The sequence below is a fragment of the Mycobacterium kyogaense genome (genome assembly GCF_036946525.1).
Taxonomy (GTDB): Bacteria; Actinomycetota; Actinomycetes; order Mycobacteriales; family Mycobacteriaceae; genus Mycobacterium; species Mycobacterium kyogaense_A.
In genome coordinates, this window is the sequence record NZ_JAQIIY010000003.1 from 138222 (window position 1) to 150768 (window position 12547).

General features: G+C 67.5%; 11 protein-coding genes. 5 read left to right on the top strand and 6 right to left on the bottom strand.

Annotation, left to right across the window (positions count from 1 at the left end; translation table 11 throughout):
* Nucleotides 1-3 precede the first annotated feature (3 nt).
* From PGN37_RS00885 to PGN37_RS00895, 3 genes are all read right to left on the bottom strand, one after another.
* Complete coding sequence (locus PGN37_RS00885) at nt 4-1197, bottom strand: acyl-CoA dehydrogenase family protein (protein WP_335329128.1); 1194 nt, start codon at nt 1195-1197, stop codon at nt 4-6.
* Between the two features lies 1 nt (nt 1198).
* A complete protein-coding gene (locus PGN37_RS00890) occupies nt 1199-2305 on the bottom strand; it encodes an acyl-CoA dehydrogenase family protein (protein WP_335329129.1) in 1107 nt (368 codons plus the stop codon).
* 108 nt (nt 2306-2413) lie between these two features.
* On the bottom strand, nt 2414-4024 hold the full coding sequence (locus PGN37_RS00895) for an adenylate/guanylate cyclase domain-containing protein (RefSeq protein WP_335329130.1): 1611 nt from the start codon (nt 4022-4024) through the stop codon (nt 2414-2416).
* A gap of 45 nt (nt 4025-4069) precedes the next feature.
* Here PGN37_RS00895 and nucS point away from each other — a divergent pair, with 45 nt between their 5' ends.
* Nucleotides 4070-4741 (top strand): endonuclease NucS, encoded by a 672-nt coding sequence (gene nucS, locus PGN37_RS00900; protein WP_335329131.1) that lies wholly within the window; start codon nt 4070-4072, stop codon nt 4739-4741.
* 16 nt (nt 4742-4757) lie between these two features.
* Nucleotides 4758-5048 carry a hypothetical protein gene (locus PGN37_RS00905; RefSeq protein WP_335329132.1) on the top strand — a complete coding sequence of 97 codons (291 nt, stop codon included), beginning with the start codon at nt 4758-4760 and terminating at the stop codon, nt 5046-5048.
* 14 nt (nt 5049-5062) lie between these two features.
* Here the strand turns inward: PGN37_RS00905 and mce are convergent, their stop codons facing one another.
* Nucleotides 5063-5536: a methylmalonyl-CoA epimerase gene (mce, locus tag PGN37_RS00910; RefSeq protein WP_335329133.1), complete on the bottom strand. Its 474-nt coding sequence runs from the start codon at nt 5534-5536 to the stop codon at nt 5063-5065.
* Between the two features lie 93 nt (nt 5537-5629).
* On the opposite strand from mce, the gene PGN37_RS00915 reads away from it, so the two are divergent.
* The 3 genes from PGN37_RS00915 to PGN37_RS00925 all read left to right on the top strand — a co-directional run bounded on the left by PGN37_RS00915 (nt 5630) and on the right by PGN37_RS00925 (nt 8193).
* Nucleotides 5630-6811 (top strand): acetyl-CoA C-acetyltransferase, encoded by a 1182-nt coding sequence (locus tag PGN37_RS00915; protein WP_335329134.1) that lies wholly within the window; start codon nt 5630-5632, stop codon nt 6809-6811.
* A 64-nt stretch (nt 6812-6875) separates the two neighbouring features.
* On the top strand, nt 6876-7262 hold the full coding sequence (locus tag PGN37_RS00920; protein ID WP_335329135.1) for a DUF3817 domain-containing protein: 387 nt from the start codon (nt 6876-6878) through the stop codon (nt 7260-7262).
* A 25-nt stretch (nt 7263-7287) separates the two neighbouring features.
* Nucleotides 7288-8193: a tetratricopeptide repeat protein gene (locus tag PGN37_RS00925; protein WP_335329136.1), complete on the top strand. Its 906-nt coding sequence runs from the start codon at nt 7288-7290 to the stop codon at nt 8191-8193.
* Here PGN37_RS00925 and glgB read toward each other — a convergent pair.
* The gene (gene glgB, locus PGN37_RS00930) at nt 8190-10412 is read right to left on the bottom strand and encodes a 1,4-alpha-glucan branching protein GlgB (protein ID WP_335329137.1); all 2223 of its coding nucleotides are present in this window, start codon (nt 10410-10412) and stop codon (nt 8190-8192) included. The genes PGN37_RS00925 and glgB overlap by 4 nt on opposite strands.
* 4 nt (nt 10413-10416) lie before the next feature.
* Complete coding sequence (locus PGN37_RS00935; RefSeq protein WP_335329138.1) at nt 10417-12510, bottom strand: alpha-1,4-glucan--maltose-1-phosphate maltosyltransferase; 2094 nt, start codon at nt 12508-12510, stop codon at nt 10417-10419.
* Nucleotides 12511-12547: the final 37 nt, after the last annotated feature.

Consider the following 12547-nt stretch of genomic DNA (forward strand, 5'->3'; position numbering starts at 1 on the left):
CGGTCAGCTCCGGCGGGCCTGGCGGAACGGGATGTCGCGATCGGTCTCGGGTTCTTTGGGCAACCCGAGGACGCGTTCCCCGATGATGGTGCGCTGGATCTGGTCGGTGCCGCCGCCGATCGAGGTGAAGAACGCGTTGAGGGTCAGGAAGTTCACGTCGTCGGCCTCCGGGTTCTCGGGGCCCGCCAGCAGGGCCTGGGCTCCGATGATCTGCGTCTTCAGCGCTGCCTCGGTGTGCAGGATTCGCGACATCGCAAGCTTGCCCAGCGACATGATGGAACTCGAGGTGCCCTGGGTCGCTGCAGCTTTGGCGCGGGCACTGTTGAGCCGGTTGAGTTCGCGCATCGCCAGCGCCGACGCCAACTGATGGCGCAGGGCCGGGTCGCCGAGGACCCCGTGCTCGCGGGCCAAGTCGATGAGGCTGTCGGCCGTGCGGTTTCGCGATCCGCGGTTGCCGTCGCCCATGATCGAACGCTCGTAGGCCAGCGCGGTCTGCAGCGCGCGCCACCCGTTGCCCTCACCGCCCAGGAGATAGTCGTCGGACACCGTGGCGTCGGTGATGAACACCTCGTTGAAATGGGTCTCGCCTGTGATCTGCACAAGCGGGCGCACGTCGATGCCGGCCTGCCTCATCGGCAGGATGAACAGGCTGAGTCCCTTGTGCTTCGGCACATCCCAGTCGGTGCGCGCCAGCAGCAGCGCATACTCGGCGGTCTGGGCGCCCGAGGTCCACACCTTCTGGCCGTTGACGATCCACTGGTCGCCTTCGCGCACCGCCGTGGTGCGTACTGCTGCGAGGTCCGAGCCGGCGCCCGGTTCGCTGTAGAGCAGGCAGGTGCGGGCGCGCTCGACGAGGAAGTCCCGCAGCAGTTCCTCGCGCAGTCTCGGGGTGCCCAGCGCCAGAACGGTGTTGGAAGCGATGTTGTATTTGTCCTGCCGGCACCCGGGTGCCTTGACCGCGGCGAACTCCTGCGCGATCACCGACGCCAGCCTGTTGGGATAGCCGCGGCCGAACCATTCGGTGGGATACGTCGGCACTGCGTATCCGGCGTCGAGTACCTTCTCCATCCACGCGATGCGTTCCGGTGAACTCGACCACGGGTCGCTGTGGGATGGCAGCGGAGACCAGTTGTCGTGCAACCATTCCCGAACCTCGATACGAAGCTCGTCGGCGTGGGGAAGCGTCTGCTCGGTCATCTCAAGCGCCTTTCGAGACGAGGTAGCGTTCGCGGTGCAGACGGGTGCCACCGAACAGGTGCAAACCCGTGCGGGCGCGCCGCAGGTACAGATGTGCGGGGTGCTCCCAGGTGAAGGCGATCCCGCCGTGCATCTGAATGGCGTCGAGAGCTACCGTGTGGAACGCCTCGGCGCAGGTGAAGCCAGCCAATGCGATGGCGCCCGAGGCGTTTTCGCCACTCTCGGCGTGTTCGGCCGCGGCGTGGCGGGCGGCGGAGGTGGCGTTCTCCACCTCGATCAGCAGATCTGCCGCCATGTGCTTGAGCGCTTGGAAGCTCCCGATCTGCCGACCGAACTGTATGCGGGTCTTGAGGTAGTCGACTGTCATGTCGAAGACGCGCCGCGCCCCGCCGACCTGTTCACCCGCCGAAGCGATGACCGCGAGGTCGAGGGCTGTGCTCACCGCGTCCCACCCCGCGGTGCCGAGCCGTCGGGCCGGCGTGCCCGCCAGCGTGATCGTCGACAACCGCACGGTCGGGTCGAAAACCGTTGCGGCGCGGCACTCGAAACCCGGCGCGGCGGTTTCCACCTCGAACACCCCGATCCCGTCGGCGGTCCGCGCGGCGACCAGGACGACGTCGGCGACGTGGCCCCACGTGACGTAGTGTGCGGAGCCGGTCAGGGTGCCGTCGGAATCCACTCCTGTGCTCACCCGTACGTCCACCCCGTCGGTCGTCCACGATCCGGCCGACCCCGTCACCGCGACCGTGGCGATCGTCGTACCGTCGGCCAGCGACGGCAGCAGCCGGGCCTTGTCCTCGTCGGTGCCTGCCGCGTTGACGAGCGCGACGGCCAGTACAGCGCTGGAGATGAACGGGGCGGGCAGCAGTGCCGCCCCGGTCTCCTCGGCGACCGCTTCGAGTTCGGCCGCGCCGAAGCCGAGTCCACCGTGCTCGGAGCCGACCAGCATGCCCAGGACACCTTGGTCGGCCAACCGTCCCCACAGGTGTCGATCGAATCCGTCCTCGGAGTCCATCGCACGGCGCACGTCGGCCTCGGTGCAGGCGTCGGCCAGCAGGTCGCCGACCGCGGTGGAGAGCTCGGCGAGCTCGGCCACATTGATTGTCATGACAACGCCTCCCTCGGGTCGTGCCCATCATCGTGCTGGGGCCGGCGCAGAAGTGTCCATCACCGATGTCGACACCGGCGCATGTCCCGTCAGGACATGCGTTACCGCTCAGGGCTGGTCGACGGGCGTGGCCAGACGGGTGGGTTCGGAATAGCCCCGCAGTGTCACGGACTCGCCGAGGACCCAGCGCTCGCGTTCGTCCTCGGTCGCCTTCGTCACCGCCTCCGACGATGCGACGAGGTGCCCGTCCACCTTCTTGGACAGTTCGCACAGCCGGGCCGCCTCGTTGACCGGCTCGCCGATCACCGTGTACTCGAACCGCTCCTTGGCTCCGACGTTGCCGGCGACGACCTGACCGGCCGCGACCCCGATGCCCGCGTCACACTCGGGCACCTCGGCGCGCAACCGGCGTGCCATCGCGCGCGCCGCCGACAGCGCCTCGGCTTCGGGATTGTCCAGCGGCACCGGCGCGCCGAACACCGCGAGCACGGCGTCGCCCTCGAACTTGTTCACGAGCCCGTGGTGCTTGTCGACCTCGTCGACGACGACGTCGAAGAAGCGGTTGAGCAGCTCGACCACCTCCACGGCGGGGCGGCTCGTGACGAGCTTCGTCGAGCCGATGATGTCGATGAATATGACCGCGGCATAGCGTTCCTCACCGCCCAGCTCGATCTGCTGCTTCTCGGCGGCCAGCGCCACCTCGCGGCCCACGTGGCGGCCGAACAGGTCACGCACCCTCTCCCGCTCCCGCAGACCGTGCACCATCGAGTTGAAGCCCCGCTGCAGCTGACCCAGTTCGGTGCCGTCGAACACGACGAGGTTGGTGTCGAGGTCACCCTGCTCGACCCGGTTGAGAGCCTCGCGCACCACCCGCACCGGGGTGACCGTCAGCCACGCGAGGATGAACATCAGGATGGCGCCGAACACGAGCGCGAACAACGCGAGGATCATCACCGCGACGGTGAATTGCGTCGGCGTCAGGTTGCGCTGCATCAGCGTGATCCCCGCGGCCAGGAAGATGCCGACCACTGGCACCCCGGAGCCGAGCACCCACACCACCATCGTGCGGCCCATCAACCCGTCGGCCACTCGCTGCGGTGGCGTACCGGCCTCGAGCGCCTGCGCGGCCACCGGCCGCAGCGCGAACTCGGTGAACAGATAGCAGCTCGCCGACACGACGATTCCCGGAAAGCTGACGCCCAGCAGCCACTTGGGGATGAAGTCGGCGTCGTACAGTCCGTAGAGCGCGGTCAGCACCACCGTCCCCAGGCCCCACAGCACCAGCAGCACGCGGGTCAGCCGCCACGGCGCCAGGAAGGTGTTGCGCTGGTCGTCGCGGGTCGGTGGGCGTTCCTCGATGGCCCACCGCACGTTGTTCATCACCCGGCGGGTCGCCCAGAACACCCCGATGACGAGTGCCGCCACCAGATACGCAGGGACCACGATGAACGTGATCCAGGCGACCGAGGAGTCGAACACGTTCGGAATGGGGAACGCGACGGTCACCACGAGCGTCGCGACGCCGATGCCGATCAGGTTCGCGACCACCACGAACGTGGTGAGGATGATCTGGATGCGCACGCGGCGACGGCGCTGGCTCTCCGAGACCCGTCCGAGAATCCAGGAGCCGTAGTCGGGGGTGTCCAACCGGCCGCTCTGTTGGGTGACCCGCTCCAGCACTCGGCCCAACCGCTGCGGCACGCTCGTCGAGGGCTTCATCGTTGCCTCAGCCTAGTGAGTGCGGGCGGCATCTATGGTGGTTCGGTGCGTCTCGTGATCGCCCACTGCACCGTCGACTACGTCGGCCGCCTCACCGCGCATCTCCCGTCGGCGAAGCGATTGTTGTTGTTCAAGTCCGACGGGTCGGTGAGCGTGCACGCCGACGACCGTGCCTACAAACCGCTGAACTGGATGTCGCCGCCCTGCTGGGTCTCCGAGCAGGCCGACGGCGAGACGCCGGTGTGGGTCGTGGAGAACAAGGCGGGGGAGCAGCTGCGCATCACCGTGCAATCGATCGAGCACGACTCCAGCCACGAGCTCGGGATCGATCCCGGGCTGGTCAAGGACGGCGTCGAGGCGCACCTGCAGGCCCTGCTCGCCGAGCACGTCGAGCTGCTCGGCGCGGGATACACCTTGGTCAGGCGGGAGTACATGACGCCGATCGGCCCGGTCGACCTGCTGTGTCGCGACGAGCAGGGACGCTCGGTGGCCGTGGAGATCAAGCGCCGCGGCGAGATCGACGGCGTCGAACAGCTCACCCGTTACCTCGAGCTGATGAACCGGGACTCGCTGCTGGCGCCGGTGGCCGGGGTGTTCGCCGCCCAGCAGATCAAGCCGCAGGCCCGCACACTCGCGACCGATCGCGGAATCCGTTGTCTAACCCTCGATTACGACAAGATGCGCGGGATGGACAACGACGAGTTCCGACTGTTCTGATGGTTTGGCTTCCCTGATGGCCCGGCGCCCGGCGCGCAAGCCGCGGCAGCACTCGCCGTTGCCCGCCCCTCGACGAATCGACGTCGGACCCGACGGCTTCGACTACGAGGTCCGATCGGTGCCGGGAGCCCGCGCGGTCAAGGTGTACCGGTGCCCGGGCTGCGACCAGGAGATCCGGCCGGGCACCGCCCATGTCGTCGCGTGGCCTGCTGACGCAGGAGATGCGAGTGTGGAGGATCGTCGTCACTGGCACACGCCGTGCTGGACCCACCGCGCGACCCGGGGGCCGACGCGTCGTTGGTCGTGACGGTCGGTGAGCCGCTAGTGAGTGGTCTCGGCCGGTTCGACGAGCTCGATCAGCACGCCGCCGCCGTCCTTGGGATGGATGAAGTTGATCCGCGAATTCGAGGTGCCGCGACGGGCCGTGTCGTAGATCAACCGCACACCCTGCTCGCGCAGCCGGTCGGTGAGCGCGTCGAGATCGCTGACCCGGTAGGCGAACTGCTGCAAGCCCGGTCCGCGCTTGTCGAGGAACTTCGCGATGGTCGACTCGTCGTTGATGGGAGCCATCAGTTGGATCTGGGTGCTGCCGACCGGCGCGCCACGCACCGACAGCATCGCCTCGCGGATTCCCTGCTCCTCGTTGACCTCTTCGTGCAAGACGATCATGCCGAGATGGTCGTGGTACCACCTGATCGCCGCATCGAGATCGGGCACTGCGATGCCCACGTGATCGATGGCGGTGACCAGCGCGGTGGCCAGCACAGGACGGGCGTCAGTCTGCTCGGCGGTCATAACAGCGAAGTTACCTAACAAGATCGGTTTCGAATAGATCGGTGGCTACGGATAGCCTCTTGGCAGCCGCTCGAAACTCACGTGGAGGTAGTCATGACGACGTCGGTGATCGTTGCTGGAGCCCGCACTCCGGTGGGCAAGTTGATGGGTTCGCTGAAGGATTTCTCGGGCAGCGATCTCGGTGCCGTCGCGATCCGCGGTGCGCTCGAGAAGGCCGGCGTACCGGCGTCTGCCGTCGAGTACGTGATCATGGGCCAGGTACTCACCGCCGGCGCGGGCCAGATGCCGGCGCGTCAGTCCGCCGTCGCCGCCGGCATCGGCTGGGACGTCGCCGCGCTGACCATCAACAAGATGTGCCTGTCCGGTATCGATGCGATCGCCCTGGCCGACCAGCTGATCCGGGCCGGCGAGTTCGACGTCGTGGTGGCCGGCGGCCAGGAATCCATGACCCGGGCTCCGCACCTGCTCATGAACAGCCGGTCGGGCTACAAGTACGGCGACGTGACCGCGATCGACCACATGGCCTACGACGGGCTGCACGACGTGTTCACCGACCAGCCGATGGGCGCGCTGACCGAACAGCGCAACGACGTCGACAAGTTCACCCGCGCCGAACAGGACGAGTTCGCGGCGAACTCCCACCAGAAAGCCGCCCGGGCCTGGAAGGACGGGGTCTTCGCCGACGAGGTCGTCCCGGTGGCGATCCCGCAGCGCAAGGGCGATCCGATCGAGTTCACCAGTGACGAGGGCATCCGTGCCGACACCAGCGCCGAGTCCCTGGCCGGTCTGCGCCCGGCGTTCCGCAAGGACGGCACCATCACCGCGGGTTCCGCCTCGCAGATCTCCGACGGCGCCTGCGCAGTGGTCGTGATGAGCAAGGAGAAGGCGCAGGAGATGGGCCTGTCCTGGCTGTGTGAGATCGGCGCGCACGGCGTGGTCGCAGGCCCGGATTCGACGCTGCAGAGCCAGCCCGCCAACGCCATCAAGAAGGCGGTCGCCAAGGAGGGCATCTCGGTCGAGCAGCTGGACGTGATCGAGATCAACGAGGCATTCGCCGCGGTCGCGCTGGCCTCGACCAAGGAACTCGGCGTCGACCCAGAGAAGGTCAACCGCAGCGGTGGCGCGATCGCGATCGGTCACCCGATCGGCATGTCCGGGGCCCGGATCACGCTCCACGCAGCACTGGAACTCGCCCGTCGGGGCAGCGGATACGCCGTCGCCGCGCTGTGCGGGGCGGGCGGACAGGGCGACGCGCTGATCCTGCGCCGGCCCTGACCCACCCCGGCACCCTCAACGACACTCTGTAGTAGCTGGCGCCGAGTTGCGGCACAATGGCGCCATGACACGTGCATTCGACGTCCGCGATGCCGCGGCGTGGTTCCGGCTGATCGCGTTCGCGGAAGCGCTCAGCTGGATCGGTCTGCTGGTCGGCATGTACTTCAAGTACGCGGGCACACCCCGGACCGAGGTCGGCGTCAAGGTGTTCGGTCCGATCCACGGGGGCGTGTTCATCGCCTTCGTGGTCGCGGCCGTCTTCACCGGTATGGCGCTGAGGTGGAAGCTCGGCACGTGGTTGCTGGCGTTGCTGGGCAGCATCGTGCCACTGGGCAGTGTGATCTTCCTCATATGGGCTGATAGGACGGGTCGGATGAGCCGTCCGGCAGGGTCGGATTCGGTCAGTGTGAACGCCGGAGCGGCCCGACGGACGGCACCCGAAACCACCTGAGAAGAGTCGTGACAGACTTGCTTTCGTGACACGACCTGGACCCCGCATCTCGCCCGCACTGGCGGGCGCCGTCGATCTGTCCGCCCTCAAACAGCGGCCGGCCGCCGCTTCCGATGACCGCCCCGCGCCGTCGGGAGGCGCGCCGGGCGCGGTGGAAGTGACCGAGGTCAACTTCGAGGCCGAGGTTCTCGTCCGGTCCAACGAGGTGCCCGTCGTCGTGCTGCTGTGGTCACCGCGCAGCGACTCCAGCATCCAACTGGCCGACATCCTGGCTGAGCTGGCCCGTACCGACCGCGGCACGTGGTCGCTGGCCACCGTGAACGTCGACACCACGCCCCGGGTGGCGCAGATGTTCGGTGTGCAGGCCGTCCCGACCGTGGTGGCGCTGGCCGCCGGGCAGCCGCTGTCGAGTTTCCAGGGCGCGCAACCACCGGACCAGCTGCGGCGCTGGGTCGACTCGCTGCTCGAGGCGACTGCGGGCAAGCTCAGCGGCGGCCCGGTGCCCGAGGACGGCGAGCAATCCGATCCGGTGCTGGACAACGCGCGAGCCCTGCTCGACCAGGGCGACTTCGACGCAGCCCGCAGCGCATATCAGGCGATTCTGGACTCCGATCCGCAGCACGCCGAAGCCAAGGGCGCGGTGCGCCAGATCGATTTCCTGCAACGTGCCACGACACACCCTCAGGACGCGGTGGCGCGGGCCGCCGCGGCACCGGCGGACGTCGACGCGGCGCTGGCCGCCGCCGACATCGAGATCCTGAGTCAGGATGTGACGGCCGCCTTCGACCGGCTCATCGGGCTGATCAAGCGCACGGCGGGCGACGAGCGCGGCCGCGTGCGCACCCGGCTGATCGAGTTGTTCGAGCTGTTCGATCCCGCCGACCCCGACGTCATCGCCGGTCGCCGAAACCTGGCCAACGCGCTCTACTAGGCCGGCGGCTCCGGCTCGAACCACAGGGCTGCGAGCGGCGGAAGCACCATGACCGCCGACGCGGGGCGTCCGTGCCACGGCTCATCGGTCGCCTCGACCGCGCCGTAGTTGCCGATCCCCGAGCCGTGATAGGTGTCGCTGTCGGTGTTGAGGACCTCGCGCCACGTCCCGGCGTGCGGCAGCCCCAGCCGGTAGCTGCTGTGCTCCGAACCCGAGAAGTTGAACACGCACGCCATCATCGAGCCGTCGTCACCGAAGCGCAGGAAGCTCAGCACGTTGTTCGCCGAGTCGTTGGCGTCGATCCAGGAGTAACCCTCGGGCCTGGTGTCACGCGACCAGAGCGCGCGCCGGCTGCGATAGATGCCGTTCGCATCGGTCATCATCCGCAGGATGCCGTCGGAGAAGCCCTGCTCGTCGAGCTGCCACCAGTCGACCCCGCGCTCCTCCGACCACTCGGCGCGCTGGCCGAATTCCTGCCCCATGAACAGCAACTGCTTGCCCGGGTGCGCCCACTGGTACGCCAGCAGCCCGCGGATGCCGGCCGCCTTCATGTGGTCGTCGCCCGGCATGCGACCCCACAGCGTGCCCTTGCCGTGGACCACTTCGTCATGGCTGATCGGCAGCACGAAGTTCTCGCTGAACGCGTAGATCATCGAGAACGTGATCTCACCGTGGTGGAAACTGCGATGGATCGGGTCGCGCTTGATGAACTCCAGCGTGTCGTTCATCCAGCCCATGTTCCACTTCATAGAAAAGCCAAGGCCGCCAAGGTTCGTCGGCCGAGTGACCCCGGGCCACGACGTCGACTCCTCGGCGATCGTCACGATGCCCGGATTGATCTTGTGGACCGTCGCGTTCATCTCCTGCAGGAACTGGACGGCCTCCAGGTTCTCCCTGCCGCCGTAGATGTTCGGTGTCCAGCCGCCTTCGGGTCGGGAGTAGTCCAGGTACAACATCGAGGCGACCGCGTCCACACGCAGCCCGTCAACGTGGTACTCCTGAAGCCAGTACAGCGCATTCGCCACGAGGAAGTTGCGCACCTCAGCCCGGCCGAAGTCGAAAACGTATGTGCCCCAGTCCAACTGTTCGCCGCGACGGGGATCGCCGTGTTCGTAGAGGGCGGTGCCGTCGAACCGGCCCAGCGCCCACGCGTCCTTCGGGAAGTGGGCAGGCACCCAGTCCACGATCACGCCGATGCCGGCGCGGTGCAGCGTGTCGACGAGGTGGCGGAACTCGTCGGGCGTGCCGAACCGTGAGGACGGCGCGTAGTACGACGTGACCTGGTAACCCCACGAACCGCCGAAGGGGTGCTCGGCGACGGGCAGCATCTCGACGTGGGTGAACCCGTGCTCCACCAGGTACGCGGTGAGCTGCTCGGCGAGTTCGAGATAGCTCAGCCCCGGCCGCCACGAGCCCAGATGGACCTCGTAGGTGCTCATCGGCTCGAACACCGGATTGCGCAGCGCCCGGTCGCCCATCCACTGGTCGTCGGTCCAGGTGTAGTCGCTGGCGAACACCTTCGACGCCGTCTGCGGCGGCACCTCGGTGGCGAACGCCATCGGGTCGGCCCGCTCGGTGACCGCACCGTCCGCGCCGTGTACGCGGAACTTGTACAGGCCGTCCTCGGGGAAACCCGGCCAGAACAACTCCCACACGCCCGTGGAGCCCAGCACCCGCATCTGTGCCTCGTTGCCCCAGTGGTTGAAATCGCCGATCACGCCGACGCCCTTGGCATTCGGCGCCCAGACGGCGAAGGACACGCCGCTGACCACGCCGTCGGGAGTCTCGAAGGTGCGCCGATGGGCGCCTAGGATCTCCCAGAGCCGTTCATGGCGGCCTTCGGCGAACAGGTGCAAATCGACCTCGCCCAGTGTCGGCAGAAAGCGATACGGGTCGGCGACGGTGTGCACGAACCCGGACTCCTCGCCCGAGTAGTCCACCTCGAGGCGGTAGTCGATCAACCCGGTGAACGGCACCGCGACCGCGAACACCCCGGACTCGATGTGCTGCAACGGATATCGGACACCGCCGATGAGGGCGGCCACCGTCACCGCATGCGGGCGGTAGACCCGGATGACGGTGTGATCGTCGTACTCGTGGGCGCCCAGCACCGAGTGCGGGTCGTGATGTTCGCCGCTGAGCAGTCGATTCAGATCCGCGGTGTGCGGCCGCAGGTGCGGGCTGTCGATCTGGTTGGTCAGGTTGGACGCTTTGGCCATCTCGTCACTCCCTACGCAGCAGGTTCATTCGTTGGTCGGCTGGAATCTGAGGCATGTTCAGAATGTGCGCCACCGCGCGGGCGGGTTCGAGACGCACGTAGTTGCTCTGGCCCCACTGGTATTCCTCTCCGGTGATCTCGTCGCGCACCCAGAAACGTTCCTGCGGATCCATTCCCACTGCAGCCATGTCCAACCACACGGTGCCTTCTTCGGAGCCGAATGGATTGAGCGTCACCACGACGAGCACCTGATCACCCGTCACCGGATCGAACTTGCTGTACGCCATCAGCGCGTCGTTGTCGACGTGGTGGAACCGGATGGTGCGCAGCTGATGCAGGGCCGGATGCAGACGTCGAATCTCGTTGAGCCGAGTCAGGAACGGCTCCAGCGACTCGCCATCGGCGAGCGCGGCCTCGAAGTCGCGCGGCCGCAGCTCGTACTTCTCCGAGTCGAGATACTCCTCGCTGCCCTCGCGGACGGCGCGGTGTTCGAACAACTCGTAGCCGGAGTACACGCCCCACGTCGGACTCATCGTGGCGGCCAGGGCAGCTCGGATGGCGAACATCCCCGGCCCGCCGTGCTGCAGGCTCTCGTGAAGGATGTCCGGGGTGTTGGTCCACAGGCTCTGCCGTGCGTAATCGGCGTGCTCGGCGATCGACTGGCCGAACTCGGTCAGCTCCCACTTGGCCGTGCGCCAGGTGAAGTACGTGTAGGACTGCGTGTAACCCAGTTTGGCCAAACCGAACAACCGCGCCGGCCGGGTGAAGGCTTCGGCCAGGAACAGCACGTCGGGATCGGTGTTCTTGACCTCACCGATGAGCCAGGCCCAGAAGTTCGGCGGCTTGGTGTGCGGATTGTCGACACGGAACACCTTGACGCCGTGGGAGACCCAGAACTTGACGACACGCAGGACCTCTTCGTAGAGGCCGGCCGGGTCGTTGTCGAAGTTCAGCGGGTAGATGTCCTGGTACTTCTTCGGCGGGTTCTCCGCATACGCGATCGTGCCGTCGGGCAGCACGGTGAACCACTCCGGATGCTCTGCGGCCCACGGATGATCGGGCGCGCACTGCAGCGCAAGGTCGAGCGCGACCTCCAGACCTTCGGCGCGCGCGGCGGCGACGAAGTCGTCGAAGTCGTCGATCGTGCCCAGGTCGGGGTGGACGGCGTCGTGGCCGCCCTCGTCGCTGCCGATGGCCCAGGGTGAGCCGACGTCGTTGGGGCCCGCGGTCACGCTGTTGTTGCGGCCCTTGCGGTGCACCTTGCCGATCGGGTGGATCGGCGGCAGGTAGGCGATGTCGAACCCCATGCGCGCAACCCGCGGCAACGCGGTCTTCGCCGTCGCGAACGTGCCGTGCACCGGGTTGCCGGAGTCGTCCCAGCCGCCCGTCGAGCGCGGGAAGAACTCGTACCAGGAACTGAACCGGGCAAGCGAACGATCGACCCAGATGCCGTAAGCGGCGCCGCGAGTGATGAGTTCGCGCAGCGGATACTGGTCGACCAGCTCGGTGACCTCGGGGGAGAGTGCCGCACCGGCGCGGTGGTACGGGTCTCCGGGTTCACGCAGCCGTTCGGCGGCCTCCATCAGCGGGTAACGCATCTGACGCGGTACACCCGTGGATGCGCGCTCGAGGAGCTTGGCGCCCACGAGCAGATCGTTGGACAGTTCGCCCTCGCTCTGCCCGGCCTCGAGCTTGGCGATGACATGGTGGCGCCACGTCGCGATGGGATCGCCCCACCCGTCGACGCGGAACGTCCAGAGCCCGGCAGCATCGGGGGTGAACTGGCCGTGGAAGACGTCAGGCGTGCGGCCCGCGGCCATCGGCAGTGCGGCCGGCCGGATACGCGCCGACGAGGGGGTCACCACCTCCTCGATCGGAACCGCCTGGGTCGTCTTGGTCCTGCCCGGCGGCTCGTCGGCCAAGGGCGGATAGCTGGTGCCGTGGTAGCGGACGACCAGCGTGGCCGCGACCGCGTCGTGGCCCTCACGCCACACCGTCGCGGTCACCGGAACCACCTCGCCGACCACCGCCTTGGCGGGGAATCTCCCGCCGGACACCACAGGTGCGACGTCATCGATTTCGATCCGACCGGCGGTCACTCAAGCACTCCCTAACACGTTGGATGGTTGGTTCACA